This is a genomic window from Jeotgalicoccus meleagridis, from assembly GCF_903994045.1.
Classification (GTDB): domain Bacteria; phylum Bacillota; class Bacilli; order Staphylococcales; family Salinicoccaceae; genus Jeotgalicoccus; species Jeotgalicoccus meleagridis.
The window spans coordinates 227668-245524 of sequence record NZ_CAJEWD010000003.1; the positions used below are offsets into that span (position 1 = coordinate 227668).

At 35.2% G+C, this 17857-nt stretch carries 12 protein-coding genes and 2 pseudogenes; 7 read left to right on the forward strand and 7 right to left on the reverse strand.

The genetic code is table 11. From position 1 onward, the window contains the following. The first annotated feature begins 65 nt into the window (after positions 1-65). Positions 66-1637 (forward strand): glycosyltransferase, encoded by a 1572-nt coding sequence (locus JEOSCH030_RS01305; RefSeq protein WP_185124826.1) that lies wholly within the window; start codon positions 66-68, stop codon positions 1635-1637. Positions 1638-1653: 16 nt separating this feature from the next. After that, positions 1654-3780, forward strand: coding sequence for a bifunctional glycosyltransferase/CDP-glycerol:glycerophosphate glycerophosphotransferase (locus tag JEOSCH030_RS01310; RefSeq protein ID WP_185124827.1), 2127 nt, complete (start codon positions 1654-1656; stop codon positions 3778-3780). A gap of 20 nt (positions 3781-3800) precedes the next feature. Here the strand turns inward: JEOSCH030_RS01310 and JEOSCH030_RS01315 are convergent, their stop codons facing one another. The 4 genes from JEOSCH030_RS01315 to JEOSCH030_RS01330 form a co-directional block, all read right to left on the reverse strand. Next, positions 3801-4367 carry a DUF488 domain-containing protein gene (locus JEOSCH030_RS01315; protein WP_185124828.1) on the reverse strand — a complete coding sequence of 189 codons (567 nt, stop codon included), beginning with the start codon at positions 4365-4367 and terminating at the stop codon, positions 3801-3803. A gap of 17 nt (positions 4368-4384) precedes the next feature. Beyond that, positions 4385-4876 (reverse strand): dihydrofolate reductase, encoded by a 492-nt coding sequence (locus tag JEOSCH030_RS01320; RefSeq protein WP_185124829.1) that lies wholly within the window; start codon positions 4874-4876, stop codon positions 4385-4387. Further along, entirely contained in the window at positions 4873-5313 is a 441-nt protein-coding gene (locus JEOSCH030_RS01325; protein ID WP_185124830.1) for a pyridoxamine 5'-phosphate oxidase family protein, read from the reverse strand. The genes JEOSCH030_RS01320 and JEOSCH030_RS01325 overlap by 4 nt, the downstream gene beginning before the upstream one ends. 85 nt (positions 5314-5398) lie before the next feature. Next, positions 5399-6832, reverse strand: coding sequence for an aminotransferase-like domain-containing protein (locus tag JEOSCH030_RS01330; RefSeq protein WP_185124831.1), 1434 nt, complete (start codon positions 6830-6832; stop codon positions 5399-5401). Between the two features lie 103 nt (positions 6833-6935). On the opposite strand from JEOSCH030_RS01330, the pseudogene JEOSCH030_RS01335 reads away from it, so the two are divergent. Together JEOSCH030_RS01335 and JEOSCH030_RS01340 are read left to right on the forward strand one after the other, a co-directional pair. After that, positions 6936-7540 (forward strand): annotated as a pseudogene (locus tag JEOSCH030_RS01335) (LysE/ArgO family amino acid transporter). Positions 7541-7680: 140 nt separating this feature from the next. Beyond that, entirely contained in the window at positions 7681-9486 is a 1806-nt protein-coding gene (locus JEOSCH030_RS01340; RefSeq protein WP_185124832.1) for a M3 family oligoendopeptidase, read from the forward strand. A gap of 88 nt (positions 9487-9574) precedes the next feature. Here the strand turns inward: JEOSCH030_RS01340 and JEOSCH030_RS01345 are convergent, their stop codons facing one another. Both JEOSCH030_RS01345 and JEOSCH030_RS01350 read right to left on the reverse strand, forming a co-directional pair. After that, on the reverse strand, positions 9575-10384 hold the full coding sequence (locus tag JEOSCH030_RS01345; protein ID WP_185124833.1) for a hypothetical protein: 810 nt from the start codon (positions 10382-10384) through the stop codon (positions 9575-9577). A gap of 297 nt (positions 10385-10681) precedes the next feature. After that, on the reverse strand, positions 10682-12070 hold the full coding sequence (locus tag JEOSCH030_RS01350; protein ID WP_208454270.1) for a PucR family transcriptional regulator: 1389 nt from the start codon (positions 12068-12070) through the stop codon (positions 10682-10684). Between the two features lie 340 nt (positions 12071-12410). On the opposite strand from JEOSCH030_RS01350, the gene JEOSCH030_RS01355 reads away from it, so the two are divergent. Continuing rightward, positions 12411-13817 carry an aminomethyltransferase family protein gene (locus JEOSCH030_RS01355; protein ID WP_208454271.1) on the forward strand — a complete coding sequence of 469 codons (1407 nt, stop codon included), beginning with the start codon at positions 12411-12413 and terminating at the stop codon, positions 13815-13817. Positions 13818-14062: 245 nt separating this feature from the next. Here JEOSCH030_RS01355 and JEOSCH030_RS01360 read toward each other — a convergent pair whose 3' ends face one another. Next, on the reverse strand, positions 14063-14293 hold the full coding sequence (locus JEOSCH030_RS01360; RefSeq protein ID WP_185124835.1) for a hypothetical protein: 231 nt from the start codon (positions 14291-14293) through the stop codon (positions 14063-14065). Positions 14294-15161: 868 nt separating this feature from the next. On the opposite strand from JEOSCH030_RS01360, the pseudogene JEOSCH030_RS10870 reads away from it, so the two are divergent. Together JEOSCH030_RS10870 and JEOSCH030_RS01370 are read left to right on the forward strand one after the other, a co-directional pair. Beyond that, positions 15162-15476: pseudogene (locus JEOSCH030_RS10870) on the forward strand (type I restriction-modification system subunit M N-terminal domain-containing protein); the annotation flags it as partial. A 226-nt stretch (positions 15477-15702) separates the two neighbouring features. After that, on the forward strand, positions 15703-17535 hold the full coding sequence (locus tag JEOSCH030_RS01370; protein ID WP_185124836.1) for a heavy metal translocating P-type ATPase: 1833 nt from the start codon (positions 15703-15705) through the stop codon (positions 17533-17535). Positions 17536-17857 lie beyond the last annotated feature (322 nt).

Genomic DNA, 17857 nt, shown 5'->3' on the forward strand with positions numbered 1-17857 from the left:
TTTATTATATATCCATAGTAAAATAATAATACTTTAATGAACAATGAGCAGATAAGGATGATTTTATGAAACCTAGGATTGTTTTTCTACTTAATTCTATAGATGTAAACAGAGGTGGATTGACTCACGCATCTTTAAGACAGGCTAGTACTTTTGCCGATAATGGTTATGATACTCAAATTCTAACCTTCCATTATGAACCTCGCTTTCCTGTCATTTGTAAAAAGCTTAAAGAAACAGGGAAAGTTAGCGAAAAAGTCATCATCCGTAACATGTTTGAAGAGATGGCTCTTTACAGTGAAAAAGAAAAGGTCAACATTCGAAAAATGAAAGTAAAGATTTCCGATTATGCAAAAGATTATGCCATAGCTCAGAGAAAGAAGCATAATGCATATCGACTTTATAACAATGGCCTCTATGAGAAATATATCGCTCTCCGTGATGATGACACTCTTGACTTCATCGATTTTTTCAATGAAAATCGCTACAGAACAAGACGTGAGAATTACAACTATTACGGTCATTTAAGCAGAGTACAATATTTCAGCTTTGAAGAGAATAAGGGCAGACAGCAATTGTTTTTCGATAAAACAGGTCAGGCCTTCTTAAGTTTCTGGAATGAACCTGCTAGTGGAAAAGTCAGTCGGGTCATCCACTTCGGAGCTAATAATGAAATAATCAGTGAAACAACAGGTGACACGGTACCTCATAAACTTCACTGGCTGAACAGTATCTTAAATGAATCCAATTCAAAAGTAATGGCTATTTCTGATACACGTAGTACTGATGAGTTGCTCGTCAAACTGAAACACCCACAAACTCTAACAGCACTGCGTATGCACAGTAACCACCTTAAAAATCCTGATGATCCTACTTCTGAATTAAACAAACGGAATGGCTTTGCTATAGAAAATATTAAAAATGTCGACGCACTTGTCGTCCTGACAGAGAAACAGAAAAATGATATAGTTAATCGTTATGGATATGAGGATAAAATCCATGTCATTCCTAACTATTATGAAGTGAATAGTTCTAAAATCAAAGGTTTAAAATCCATATTTAGCAATATGACACAAAACAATAGTCAAAGGGACATGTCTAAAGTTATAGTCATATCTAGATTCTCAGGTATCAAAAATATAGACCATACCATCATGGCCTTTAAAAATGTCGTTAAAGAAGTTCCTGAAGCAACATTAGAAATCTGGGGCTCAGGAGAAGAGAAGAAGGAATATGCCGAACTGATAAAATCACTTGATCTCACTGAAAATGTACTGCTCAAAGGCTATACTCAGAATCCTGAAGAAATTTATCAAAGTGGTGGTTTATCCGTCTTAACTTCTAATGCTGAAGGGTTCTCTCTTGCAGTTATGGAAAGTATGGCGAATAAAACTCCTGTTGTCAGTTATAACATCAGATATGGCCCTTCTGATATGATTGAAGACGGGATAAATGGCTTCTTAATAGAAAAAAATGACATAGAAGCGTTATCAGAAAGAATCATACAAATGCTTAAACACCCTGAAAAAACACAACAGATGGGTAGTGAAGCAGGTAGAACAATACAAACGAAATTCAGCAAGGAAATCTATCAAAAACTATGGTTTTCTTTCACGGACCAGCTGTTTAACAGATAAGAAAGGAACAATAACCATGAACAAACTAATTTCAGTAATCACTCCAGCAGAAAAAAATGAACAATATATAAATACTGCTTTGGAATCTTTAAAAAATCAAAAGTATACAAATTTTGAGGTGTTAATACTCCATTCAGATATAGATTCATTGAAAAGAGTGGTTGATGATGAATACTTGAATGATGAAAGATATAGATTCATTAATACACCTGTAGGTATTTACGTAGGTGCTGCACGTAATATCGGAATTGAAGAAGCTAAAGGGGACTATATATATTTCCTTGATAGCGACGATTATATATCAGAAAACATGCTACAGCTAATGACTGATAATATCGGAGAATTTCCAATCATCCGAGGCAGAATGAAATCAACAGACTTCAGCACGAGCTCTGTCGTCATACTACCCGGTACAAATAAAACAAAAATGTATTCAACCAACAGATACAACTTGCTCAGAACAGAATCAGCAATCAACTTTATGATTTCTAAAAAGTTCATCGATAGTATGAACTTACGATTTTCTGAACAATTCAAAACCTATTCAGACCTTACATTCATGATTCCATTGATGGAAATAGTTGAAGTCATTCCTTATTCTTACGAGGCTATTTACTTCAGAAGAAGAGGGAATGATCCAATCAACAATCCTTCTCTTAGGCAGTCTTCTCTAAAACAGCTGACGCCTGATCTTTTCGGTGTTTATAATTACTTAAGAACAGATGAATTAAGTGAAGAAGGACAAAAATATCTAGACGATAAACTGCTTAACTTTTACAGAAAACGTTTGGTAGCGGAATTTAAAGATGATTCAACTATCGAACGATACTTCTCAGGCTTAGTTGAAAGCATAAATAAAATCGATCCGGAACGTTTAAAAAATAAAGATTTCATACTGAAAAATGATGTTAAAGTAATAAAATCTAACAATATAAGCAACTTCCGAAAACTAAGCAATTTTAATCACTTTCTAAGAGACATTAAAAATGGTATTTCTTCTAAAAAAGGCCGAAAAGATTTGCTTTATAAGCGAGTGTTTAACAATATGAAAATCAAGGACGACCTAGTCGTTTTTGAAAGTTTCCAAGGTAAATCTTATTCAGATAGTCCAAAATATATCTATGAATATATGCTTAAACACAAAAGTAATTATAAATTCATATGGGTGATGAACGAACGCACCAATATACCAGGTAACCCTGAAACTGTTAAACGTTTCTCACTCAAGTATTATTACTATATCGCAAGAGCAAAATACATCGTGAGTAACGTAAGAATGCCGAACAAATACATCAAGAGAAAAGAGCAATCATATCTCCAAACTTGGCATGGTACGCCACTTAAAAGACTGGCCGGTGACATGTCTAGTGTCCATATGCCAGGTACAAATGCTGAGCGTTATAAGAAGAACTTTAACCGTGAAACTGATAAATGGGACTATTTGATTGCACCTAACCAATATTCTTCTGATATCTTCAGAAGAGCATTTTGGTTTAATAATACAATGCTTCAAACAGGCTATCCAAGAAATGATATTTTGACAAACTATAATGATGAAGATAGCATCAATAGACTCAAAAGAACAAACGCGCTTCCAACTGATAAAAAAATTATTTTATACGCACCAACATGGCGTGACGATGAATATTTCAAAGTTGGAAAGTATAAGTTCGACTTGAGCCTCGATTTACACAAGATGAAAGCACAATTTGGAGATGAATATATCATCTTACTTAGAATGCATTATCTTGTTGCTTCAAATATGGATTTAACAGGCTTAGAAGGCTTCGCTTACGATGTATCAAAATACAGTGATGTTAGTGAATTATACTTGATGTCTGATATACTCATCACTGATTATTCATCAGTATTCTTCGATTACGCCAACTTAAAACGCCCGATCTTGTTCTACACTTATGATATTGAAAAATATCAAGGACAGCTACGTGGCTTTTACATCGATATGGAAAAAGAACTACCAGGTCCACTACTCATGGATAATGATGACGTGATGAATGCTATTGAAAACATCGATGAAGTTAGCGAGAAGTATAAGGATCGATATAATGAATTTTACGAAAGGTTCTGCAGTTGGGATGATGGAAGATCATCAGAAAAAGTAGTTGATGCAGTATTCGAGTAAAAACAGCATAAGAAACGGGACTAATCTGAATTAGTCCCGTTTTTTTGTTCAGGGTATACAACTTCACCATCATCCTCAATTATAGGCATCGCACCCCATTGCCCTAATTTATGTGGAACGATATTGATTTCATCTTTATTGACAATGATATGTTTTACTTTTGTGTCGTGTGCTTCTAACCAGTTGCTAATAATCAAGCGATGACATCTTGAAAGATGGCGTTCTGCACACAGCATAGCAACAACATCATTTTCACTTTCTTTCATCAACTTTTTGATCCCTTGTTTGAAATCATTCGTTAAAGTGTAATCTGCATAATTGTGAAATGATTGGTTCTCCCAAGCTGCATTTAAGTTCTCGCCAACTTCAGAAGAAACTTTTCTTCTTCCTCCAAGTTCGGTAATATGCCCATATTTAATATCATGTTCTTTCAACCAAGATTGAAAAGTATCTTGGTTATATTGTGGATGCTTTTTGCTACATGGAAATGCTCGCACATCAATAATTTTTGTTATTTTGGCTTTTTCTAACATTTTAAGAAAAGTGTCTAAACTATAGTTATAGTGCCCAATTGAAAATATTGTCATTTAAAATTGAGTCTCCTCTATTTTCTTTTCCATATCTCATAAGTGTGGGGATGTTTATTCTTCTCATCAACAGGACCTGACCAATATTCGACTCTTTCAAACTGGTCATAATCAAATGATGAAGGGAAGTGCACATCGCCATCAAAAGTGTCATGAATCACTGTACGATAAAGTTCATCGACTTCCGCTTCAAACATTAGAAATAACGAACTACCACCTATGATATATAGATCTTTACCATCTTTCTTTGCAATATCTAAAATCTCTTTTTTTGAATGAACGACAGTCGCTCCCGGTGCTACATAGTTTTCATCTGAAGTTAAAACTATGTTTCGACGCCCAGGTAGTGGTCGTCGTGGAATAGTTTCGTAAGTTTTTCGTCCAGAAACGATGTCACCACGCATGGTAATATCTTTAAAGAACTTTACATCTGCAGGCAATCTCCAAGGCAGTGCATCTCCATCACCAATTAATCTGTTTTCATCCTCTGCCCATACGTATGCTATCAAGTGTTTTCATCTCCTTTTAAATCTACTTCAAATGTATGATGTTCCTTAGAATCATCCATGAATTTCATTTTTCTAGGCGTAATTTTTAAGGCTGTTAAGTCAGGGTTTTTGGGACTATCGAAGTAAACACTATCAAGGTCCTCCCACATCCAGTCAATAATTTCTTGATCGTCAGTTATCTCCACATCTCCAAGAATTTCAACAAAATCGTGATTATTGCCATCATTGTAGCCTAATAAAATATGCACAATTGGATTCTCCAAAATCTCTTCATATTTTGGAGACTTTTCATTTGTTTTCGCATATAAGGTTAAACCGTCATTGTAAAACCACATATACCGTGAATTCGGCACATTATCTTTAGCAGTAGAACAAACTCCAACCTTAGATTCATTCAGAACTTCAGTAATTTTTTCAATTGCATCATTCTTATTCACTTCATCACGTCCTAAATTTATATTACTTACTATTTACCACATCTTCTGTAGAACTAACCAAATGTGGGCGAGGACTGACCTATACTTAACAAAAGTATTTCTCTGTTTCTTCTTTTAAAATAGCTAAGCCAGTTTCTAATTCTTCAAAAGAGGCATAAGCATAAGAAAGACGAATATGGTGATAATCAGTAGAGTCATAAATGTAACCGGGATTAATAAGTATATTTCTTTTAATCAGATTCAAGAATAATTGCTTATTCACTATAGCTTTGTTAAATCGCAACCATATATAAAAACCGCCTTTAGGTTTTTTCCATGTAGCAATATCTGAAAAATTTTCTGCTAAGATTCTTTCTGTAAATTCAGCTCTTTCTTTCAATTTCTCACGTAAGTCACTTAAGTGTGTTTCATACATTCCGGATGATAGAAAGTAGGAGACTATTTCTTGTGAAATCGCACTGGAGCCATAGTCTGTCTGCATTTTAATGTCTGCTAAGCGTTTTATGACTGCCTCTGGGCCTACTACCCATCCTATTCTTAACCCTGGACTGAGTGTTTTTGATACACTTCCTAAATACAATACTAGACCGGAATCATCAATTGATTTTAAGGTTGGTCGTAATGATTGCTCAAATAACAATTCATGATAAACATCATCTTCAATAATTGGTATTTTTAACTCCTTGCACGTGTCATAAAAATTCTGTCTTTCTTCCATACTCCAATTACCACCACTTGGGTTTTGAAGCGTTGGTGAGCAGTAGAACAGGGATTGTTTTTTCTTTTTGATATTTCTTAATGTACTCTTCAATTCAGCATTTCTATGCACAGCTATCATATTCATTCCTGCAGACTGAAATGTATGTATAGAATTTAAATAAGAAGGAGCTTCCTGAAAAATTATAGAGTTTTCTTCAAGTAATCCTAAGGAAACTAATTGAAGTGTTTGAAGTGCCCCTGAAACAATCAGTATGTTGTCAATATTTGCTTGTATACCTCTTTTATTTAGATAGTCACTCAAAATTCTTCGTAGCTTCTTGCTGCCTTGTGGCTCAGAATATCCAATAGCTCTACCATCCAATTGTATCTCTTTTAAAGATTCCTCAATCTTTTTAGAAGGAAGTAAATCAGGTGACAATTCTCCAGTTCCCAATCGAATAATATCTTCTTTTTGTTCATAGTCATTAATCAACTGTATCGTATGATAATTCGCCTTATGTATACTCATTTCAATGTGCTGCTGCCAGTTAGGCTGAGATTTACTTAAAAGTACATTCCATGAGTTATTAGATACATATGTGCCTGAACCTATCTTTGACTCAATTAGTCCAGCTGCTTTTAATTCTTCCATAACGTTATTGATTGTACTTCGATTCACTCCAAGTAATTCTGCCAAATGTCGTTGTGTAGGTAGTTTTGTCCCAATTAACCAATCTCCTCGATCAATGCGTGATTTTATCCATTCAATAATCTGTGTATGTATAGTCAGGTGAGAGCTTCTATCAGGTTTCCAGTGCATTAAAAAACTCCTTTTTAAAATTGGTTGGTTAAAAAACCATCCAATTGGTTCTTCTATAATACTTTTAGCATAGTTAAAGTATTAATGAAAGGAGGATAAAAATATGGAAGCTGTTATACATGGCGTTATACTTGCTATCGGTTTAATCTTGCCACTTGGCGTGCAAAATGTTTTTTTATTTACACAAGGCGCTACTCAACCAAAACTTCGAAATGCATTACCAGCTACAATAACCGCTGCCTTATGTGATACTTTATTAATACTTTTGGCAATTTTTGGTTTATCACTTATCATTCTTCAATTTGAATGGCTAAGAATTGGCATCATGACAATAGGAATCTTATTTCTAATATATATATGGGGTATTCTATCTGGAAATCTACACCAGCTACCTCTGCCAAAGGCAAAGCCTTGTCTACTAAAAAGCAAATTTTGTTCGCAATGTCCGTTTCCTTACTCAATCCACATGCAATATTGGACATTGTAGGCGTAATTGGGACGAGTGCTTTGAACTATACGGGAATAGATTTAATTACTTTTACGATTTCTTGTATTGCAGTTTCTTGGGTTTGGTTTATAGGGTTAACTATTGCAGGATCAGTCATGAAGCGGTTAGATAATCACTATTTCCTAATGAGTATTTTCAATAAAGCTTCAGCTCTGTTTATTTGGGGAACTGCCATTTATCTCTTAGTTGGGATGTTCTAATGAGAGCATCACTCTTAAAGTAATACTATCTCATAAAAACTATTTTCCAATATTTTAATTGAAGTGATTGATGTTTCTCTACATCTATTTACTGTATGATAAAAATAACCACAGTTTTAATTTAGAAGGGGAGAAAATTAATGAACTACAAACAAAAATGGGATATGGAGAGTGTGTTTCCTGGTGGAAGTACGTCTGAAGCTTTCCAAAAACGATTATCAGAAGTAAGAGATAGTATTGCAACTTTTTCTTACGAACTCGATAATTGGGTGCTAGACGAAAATTCAAATGATTTTACGGCACTGAAGGGGATTTTACAACACTACGAAAAAATTTCAAATGCGCTTAGTGAGATGGGAAGCTTTGCAAATGGTTTAGTATCTGCGGATGTTACCGATCAAAAGGCAATGCAGAATTTAAATGCAGTTGCAAACTTACGTAAAGACCTCTCATCACAGAATATTATTTTAAATAAAAAGATCAGTGCGTTGACTGAAGATCAGTTTAGCAAACTGTTAGAAGATGATTTCTTTAAACCGATGCGTTTCCCGTTAGAAGAAATACGACAAAAAGAAAAAGATTTACTATCAACAGAAGAAGAAACAATCATCAATCATTTATCACTAGACGGCTTACAGGGCTGGGGTAATATGTACAATCAACTCGTTGCTTCTATTCAAGTTCCAGTAACTGAAGATAATGAAACTGTTTATTATTCAGCAGGTCAATTTGAAAACAAGATGAAGTCAGAAGAAAATCCAAAAAATCGTGAAGAACTTTTAAAAACTTGGGAAGAAACATGGGCGGAAAAAGCTGATTTATTCTCTACAACGCTAAATCATTTATCAGGCTTCCGTTTAAACGACTATGAACTTCACGACTATAAAGATTATATGAAAGTACCACTAGACTACAACCGTATGGAAGAAGAAACACTCGATACGATGTGGGATACTATTACAAAAAATAAAACACCTTTCAAAAAATATTTTGAACGAAAAGCACAACTCATTGGTGTTGATCAATTAGGATGGCTCGATGTTTCAGCAAGTGTTGATGTAGGTGATTATACGAATAAGCAGTATACGTATAATGAAGCAGCAAGATTTATTATCGATAACTTTAAATCATTTAGTCCAAAAATGGCAGAGATGGCACGTCGAGCTTTTGAAGAGCAGTGGATTGAAGCGGAAGATCGTCCAGGAAAACGTCCAGGTGGATACTGTTCAAATCTTCCTGAATCTAAACAGTCACGTATTTTTATGACCTTTGCCGGTAGCACAAGCAACGTGTCAACACTCGCACATGAACTCGGACACGCATTCCATAGTTATGTCCTGCGTGATTTACCACTATTTAACCAACGTTACGCAATGAACGTTGCAGAAACAGCTTCTACATTTGCAGAACTTGTCGTTTCAAATGCAACGATTGAAAATGCAACGTCAGATGCAGAAAAAATCAACCTACTAGATGAAAAAATTGCTAGAAGTGCGACCTTTATGATGAATATCCATGCACGTTATATATTTGAACGTAATTTATATGATGAACGCCAACAAGGTACTGTAGACAGCAATAGACTGCAAGAACTGATGGAAGATGCACAAAAAGAAGCCTATCAAGATGCACTTCGTTCATACCATCCAATGTTCTGGGCAACAAAGTTACATTTCCATATTACAGGTGTACCTTTCTATAACTTCCCGTACACATTTGGATACTTTTTCAGCCTAGGTATATACAACCGTTTCTTAGAAGACGAAACGCTACTTGAAGATGACTATATTGCACTACTTCGCGATACTGCGAGCATGACGACAGAAGACCTCGCTGAAAAACACTTAAATGTTGACCTAAGAAAACCAGAATTCTGGCAAAAAGCACTGGATTCAGTGCATAAAGATATTGAAGAATTTTTAGAACTAACAGAATCATATATTTAATTTATAAATAAGCCGTACCTTAGCATTTTAGGGGAATCCCTAGAAGTCTAAAGTACGGCCTTATTTTATATTCGTATCTAATTATTATTTATTGAGAGAAGACGACCCTTGCAGCAGTTTCATTGAAGGTAGGATCTCCGTAATATGTTTCAAATAACTGATCGATATTATAGATTGCTCCAATTTGTCTTAGCTCTTCATAGGTCGAAAAAGATTGTGTGCCTGTCACAACAACCTCATTTGCTGCACTATCAACAATCATAAGTGCAACCGCATTAGCCTTAGCTGGTGATACTCGATAAACTCTTTGTTGCTCCGTCATGCCAGGGAACGTATTGTAATCTTCAGGTGTTAAAACCAATTGACTTACTTCTTCAACTGTAGATGGTCCTGGACCAGTAGGTTCAAATGAACCATTCAATAATTCACTTGCTGTCACACTAATATCACTCACAAATTCATCCTGTATCGCCATGGCAACGGTGTCAGCATCAGTAAGACTTTCGTAAGCCTGTTGTTTTTCTATAGTTGCAGTATCTTCTTCTTGGTTTTCTTCTGTTGCATTTTCACTAGATGTATCTTCATTCTCTTCGATATTTGATTCATCTGTTTCATCTGACGCTTCTTCGCTTGCTTCCTCATCTGTGCTCTCCTCAGATGAGTCTCCACTTTCTTGTTCAGAGTCATCACTCTCTTCAGTGCTGGACTCTTCAGACGCTTCTTCACTTTCATCGTTTTCACTCGCTTCCTCATCTGTGCTTTCTTCAGATGTATCTTCACTTTCTTGTTCAGAGACACTATTCTCTTCAGTGTTTGACTCATCTGATTCTCCTGCTGCTTGATTACAAGCTGAAAGTGCAAGTACTAAAACAAAAATCAACATCAACAATCGTTTCATAATTACCCTCCTCAGTTTTCAAGAAAATTATGTGATTGCAAGTTCATCTTCAATTTTATATACCACTGAAATGGGCATGCATCACTACATCTATTATCTCTATCCCTAAAAATAAATCCATATATTTTCCAAAAATGTAAGGTAATTATTAATAAAAGTTACATCTCTTGCGATAACTCTCGGCGTATCGTTTTTCGATGCGTAACTCTGTAAATATCATATGTTTCTTGTTTCATTACCTCCTCATATTATTATAGAAGACATAATCACTAGCCGAAGACTATACAGTCAATGAGTCTAGTTTTGAATGATTAAGCAAGATAATATCAACCAAACTACTTGTTGGTTATCTAAGTCATTTAAAGACAGATCGAGTCGGCTTTCTATCTTTTTAATTCTGTATGACAGGGTATTACGATGAAAATGCATTTTTTTGGCCGTTAATAATGTATTACAACCATTCAGTAAATATGATTTAAGTATATCCAAATTTTCTAAATTGATATCACCTTTTTTATATAACCTAAAAATCATAGGGTGTATCGTACTCTCGTAATTAGGAATTTGTTGGAGAAACTTAACAAAAAATTTCTCATAAATATCTTCTACTAAAATCAAAGGAGATGTCTTAACGGATGTTAAGTCTAGTTGAGATACAATTTCTGTTTGCTTATATGCATAGTTAAGTCGTAAAAATGAATTAAAATTAGTACTGCCTATACCTAATAAATGATGATTCAATAAAAACTGATTAAAGTTTTGGTTCGCACTGATACTTTCTTCATTAACTTTTATAATCGCCAGAACGGTTTGCTTATATGGAAAAAAGACAGCAGTTGGGAAATATTTCTGTAACCTCTGAGTGAGGGTGATAATGTCTGTCTGCAACATAGGTTCTTTTTTCGTAGTCGTAATATTTATCAGTTGATAGTTATCTTCAATTTTCCAATTTAGGTTATTCAAATGGTATTCAAGAACTGATTTCTCTCCCATATCTCCACGCAATAAATTTTCTAAAATATAGTTGGGGAATGAATCCTGTAATAAGAAAATGTGGTAATAATCATTCACATTTTCAAGTACAGTTTTCAGATGATAGAAAATTGAATACTGTTCATCTGTGATAGGAGCTGTGATATCAGCCATTCCTATGGTAGCGAAAGGTTGATTATCTTGAAATAATATTAGATAGGCAATTTTTTCACTATCACCATATTCTTGTATTGTAGAAGGAATTCTATCTCCAGCATTTGAAAAATCTCTATATACTTTTTTTTGCTCATCAAAATCTAGAAATTCTATATCAAAAGCTTGATTTTCTAAAATCTCTTCCCAAATTGAACCTTCAATATTTTTCGGCAATTTACCTTCATGAAATAAAAGCTTTGAAGATATATCAAAGATAGCGATGGGGTTTTTTAGCATATTCGTGGCAATCTTCATAAAAGATTGTAATGGATATGTGTATCTATTATTTAATTGCATAAATGGTTGTTTCAGTTGTTCTTCCCATAAATTAAATTTCTGAAAACAATCATTAACTAAATCTGCGATGAGTGAAAGAGAAACATTTTGGGCTATATAAATACAATCTTCAATTGCCACACCTTTTGGCAAATCCCCAACAACAATAAAATTATACTTTTTAAATTCATTCATAAAAGTAGAATGATATTCTGCTGGCATTATATAAAGAGTTTCAACTCTATGATCGAAATCTGTTTTATCTATAATAATTCTACTTCTATCAATTATTAGTTTTAAATTTTTTGAGGTCTGGAGAACTGGATTAAAGCTTTGTAGATACTCAGAAATAATATATATATTCAAACGCATCAAAAAAATCCTTTCCTATTTGCAATTGGGTAATATTGACGAAAAAGCTCCACTTTATTGAACAGTTTTTATAATGCAAGCACTTACATATATTCTTATAATGAATATAACATCTATTGTCCGTCTATACTTACTCTAATTATTTTCATCATAAAGTTATATTTAACAATGAATACAGGAGGAATTTATTTTGTCAGATAAAAAAGCAGATTTCAGTGTACAAACTGGTAGAGAATCGAGCGGTATTTATAATTTAAATTCACCAGCTCTAGAATCCGCAACTCTATTGTTTCAAATGGCACCCGGAATATTACTCCCTTATGAGTTTGGTGGAGTAAAACATGAAATTACAAGTTATCCAAAAACCGCCTGGATAGGAACAACGCTAATGATTTCGCCCATATATGATATCAAAGGTCCTGACTCTGTAAAATTTTTAAATTCAATTGCTATAAATGACTTCAGTAAATTGACTGAGAAGGGCTTGCGTCATGCGGTTCTTTGCAATGATGATGGCCATGTATTAACTGATGGAGTAGTTATCAAAATAGGTGAAGATCATTATCGTACTTATTGGCTAAACCCACCAATTGATCATTACGTTAAAGAAAGTGGTTTGGATATTGAAGGTATTGACATGACAGGAAAAGAATACTTTATTCAAATTGCAGGAGAAAAATCTTTAGAGATTCTAGAAGATGCTTTCCAATCTGATTTGCATGATATTAAGTTTGCACGTCACCGTAAGGCTAAGCTAGGTGAAAAAGAAGTTGAAATTATCAGACTTGGGATGTCAGGTAACTTAGGTTATGAAATTCATGGTCCGATAGAAGAATTTGACGAAGTTTACGCAAAAGTCTGGAAGAGTGGACAAAAATTTGGCGCAGAAAAGTTAGGCATGCACGCTTATAATTTGTTTAACCATACGGAAGCAGGATTCCCGAACATTCATATTCATTACCCACTTCCATGGTTTGAATCTGATGAAAAAATGACAGAATATATGTATGACAATCCTCAAGCAGCATCTTATAACATTAACCGTACATTAAAAGGTAGTTTAGGTGATAACTTACATGAACGTTTTGTAACGCCTTATGACGTTGGCTGGGGATTCTTAGTAAATTTTAATCATGATTTTAGAGGGAAAGAAGCACTTGAGAAGATTGCTAAAAATCCTCAACGTACGGCTGTCACTTTGGAATGGAATGCCGATGATATAGGTGCTGTTTTTGCTACTCAGTTCAAATCAGATCAAGAGGCTGCTGAATCAATAGCTGGTGAATCCGATATGAACCTTCCAGGTAATTCATTTGCCGGTGAAACTGTCTACCGTAACGATCGAGTACAACATAAGGGTATAGACGTTGGTATGAGCACAGGTCGCATAGTCTCTTATAATTATAATCGTATGATTTCCCTTGGTTTCATTAATCCAGATTACGCTGAGATAGGTACTGAATTAATCTTAATTTGGGGAACTCCTGGTACGCGTCAGATGCCAATACGTGTAAAAGTTGCTCCAATGCCTTACAATTTTGATTTGATTTCTAATCAAAAGAAAGACGTTGAAGAAATTCCTAGACATTTCAAATAATTAATACTGATATTAATTATACCAAGAAGACCTAATTACTTAATTGTCATTAGGTCTTCTTTCACTACTTGATGTACATATCACTTGTGATAACTCTCGGGTATCGTTTTTCTATGCGAACGTTTAGTAATTTGATTGAATCTCATTCTTAGTTTTCAATACATAAACAAGAATAATCCCACTAAAGTAATGTACTCTAGCAGGATTAAAAACAACATTCATATTATGATAATCTGGTAAATAGGTTACCAACCAGTGTTGTCCTCAGTCATCCATTTCGATAACTCAACTGTATTTTCTAAACTCTTATATCCATCTTGATCTAGAATAACTTCTTCATTTTCAAATAATTTTTCTACTGTAAGATTTTTATCCCAGTAGCCTTTGTTGGAACCAACGAAGTTCTCAGCGACTCTACCTGCCGCCACTTCAAAAATTTTACCATTGTATTGATTATCTTTGTGAGATAACCACAAAACAGCAGGTGAAACCCGTTCAGCTCCAATTCGTTCTCCCTGACGCTTCCTTCTTCGTTTTCCATACTTCCAGACAATGCTGTGAAAGCACCAAACGCCAACATATTTACCGTAATACCACGCTCCAATCCTTTAGCTGCCAATGTTTTACCTAAAACAAGTACCGTTGATTTAGAGGCCGCATCATGACTTATCAAAGGTTGACTGATGAATGAGTAGGAGGAGAGGTTTATATTATAATTCTAGGTCTCTAGCTTTGTTTTCTCCTTCAATCAGCCTATCAATAATACCTTCACAGATTTCCTTATGTTCCTATATAATATCTAGACTCTTGAAGGATTGAAAAACGTAAAGGCAGTTAAATATCACATTACCTTTCCTTAAATTAATGTTTATGTTAAGTTTTTTACATAACATACTCGTGCTAGAAAATGATGAAATTATCATTTGTGTTATGAGTTGTGATGCTGATAACTATTACCTATACAATGAAATGACGGGTTATAGTAATAATGAGCAATGCTTTTATAAAACATGGAATAAGACGGTCCCTCGGTACTATACGTGATAAACAGCACTCATTCTATAATTTATTAGATCAAATATCAGAATAAGATATATTTTCTTAAATAATTTTAGGGGCTGGGACAAAACCATTCCCTTCAAAAATAAGCCGGACGTTAGCTTTTCTGGGGTATCTGTGTGCCTATAGTCTCACGCAGATGCTATTTCCTAGAAGTCTAACGTCCGGCTATCTATTATTTTTCTATATCTTCAAGACTTTTGTCCCATCCCCTAATTTTTTGCATGCTTTATCTCACTGTCTCCTAGTTACATATTCACTTTAAGTATTATAGAATTGTAGTTAATAGATATAGTAGAAGAGAAATTATGGCAAGCCGCTGATAAACTCAGAGGAAGAATGGATGCCTCAGAATATAAAAGTGTGGTTCTTGGATTAATCTTCTTAAAGTATGTCTCAGATGCATTTGAAGAGAAAAATGCTGAACTGATTCAAGATGAACATATGGCAGAGAATATTTTCTGGGTGCCAAAAGAAGCACGCTGGACATATATCAATGAAAACTCTAAGAAACCTGAAATCGTTCAACTGATTTCTAACGGTGTGAAAAAACACAATAAAGCAGCAATCATGGTGACACACGATGAACGTATGCTTGAATACTGTGACCGCGTGTTCCAAATGAACGACGGTAAGCTTGAACAAGTGATAGATTATTAAAATATTAACTCTGCTACAGACAAAATGTAGCAGAGTTTTTTTGTAAATCTATATACATATACGGGGTATATTCATTGAATAAAACGCTATATACGATACAATATATATAAGAAGATTTTTATTTTTCAGACAGCCTTAAGGAAATCTAAGCGGAAGGATTTTTATCATGTTCAACTACTTATTTACAAACAGGCAGGGACAGTTTCTCGTTGCAGGGATTATCTCTATAATTCTCGGATTTGCGTTGATGCCGGTAGAGGGTATCTACAGTACCATTACATTTTACATTGCAATTTTCTTCCTCGGTTTCTATGCATCTAAAAATGCGGTCATCGAGACAATTAGAGAACGTTCACCAAACGTTGACTTACTGATGATTCTTGCTGCCATTGGTGCAGTCATCATCAATTATGAGTCAGAAGGTGCACTGTTACTTCTAATCTTTGCGGGTGCTGAAGTGCTTGAGAACTACGCGACGAGTAAATCCACAAAAGCCATTTCTGAACTGATGTCCCACCTTCCTTCAACAGCAAGTAGAATCGGGGCTGATGGAGAAATTACGGAAGTTCCTACAGAAGAACTGATCCAAGGCGATATCGTCCTTGTTGCTAAAGGGGAACAAATCCCAATCGATGGACAGGCAGACCGTCAAGTATCGGTCAACGAAGCAGCGCTGACAGGGGAATCTGTTCCGGTTGTAAAAGAAAAGGAAGAAGAAGTATTTGCCGGTACGGTAAACGATGGCAACTCGTTTAGATTAACTGTAACGAAAACGAGTGATGATACAATCTTCTCGAATATCGTGCGTATGGTTGAAGAAGCACAACAAAGACCATCGAAACTATCGAAAACCATCGATCGAATTGAATCCAAATATGTAATCTCTGTTTTAATCGGGGTACCGGTATTTATCGCTATCCTTTACTTCTTTAATAATTTAGGATTTGAAGAATCATTCTACCGTGGAATGGTCATGCTGACAGTAGCAAGCCCGTGTGCGCTCGTTGCATCGGCAACACCAGCGACACTGAGTGCAATTAGTAACGGTGCGAAAAACGGTATTCTGTTTAAAGGCGGTGCCGCGATGGAGGCACTGAGCACGATGGACATTCTATATAGTGATAAGACAGGAACACTCACATACGGTGACTTCGTCGTTGAAGAATATGCAGCGGATGAAGATACATTAAAAGAAGTGGTAACGATTGAACAACACTCGAGTCACCCGATCGCAGAAGCGATTGTGAAGAAGTTTAAAACTTTAGATTTAGATAGTGTCGATCACAGTGAACCAGTAGAAGAAATCGTCGGCAGCGGAATGAAGAAAGGCGATATCATCGTCGGTAAACCCGATTCATTTAAAGACTACACAGACCCATCGAACTACAGAGATCAAATCATTGCTGGAAATACGAATATCTTTGTCGGAGAGAGTGGACAAATTACTGGATTCTTCTCGCTGGCAGACCAAGTCCGTGATGAAGCAGTACATGCCGTTGAAAACTTCCAAAACTCTGACATTGAAGTCGTACTCTTAACAGGAGATAATGAAACTGTTGCAGAAAAAGTTGCTGGAGAAGTGGGCATTACAGACTACACCGCATCATGTCTCCCTGAGGACAAAGTACGCTTTGTAAATGAAAGTCAGAAGAAGAGTAAGATTGTCGGAATGATCGGAGATGGAATCAACGACGCACCCGCACTGGCAAACGCTGATATCGGTATTGCAATGGGAAGCGGATCATCCGTTGCGATGGAATCATCAGACGTCGTAATCGTTAAAAACAACTTACAAAAACTATTCTATAGTTTCATGTTAAGTAATCGACTCAATCGCATTATTTTAGCAAATATTATCTTCTCTATTAGTGTGATTGTTATACTTGTATTATTAAATATATTCGGACTCCTAAATCTACCAACAGCAGTGCTCTTCCACGAAGGATCAACGATACTCGTTATCCTAAACGGATTAAGACTGTTAAGAGCGAAAGAATAGTATATTTATCTACTGTAAGAAGGAATACACCTTGTATAAATCAATATTGCTCGCTGCAGACGGTTCGGAAAACAGTCTGAGAGCAGCAGAAGGATCATTAAATTTCATCAATGAAGAAACGACGGTGACAATATGTCTTAGACCCGTCCGATGCGAGAGATAATATACTACACAGTATGCCGAGTGGCAGTAATTCACACATTAAAATGACAAACTGGCGAAAATTATTGAAGTATATGAAATGAACAATATTCCTTACAAGATACAATATGAAAATGGAACGCCGAAAGAAAAAGTAATTAATGTGGCAAATCAAGGAGAA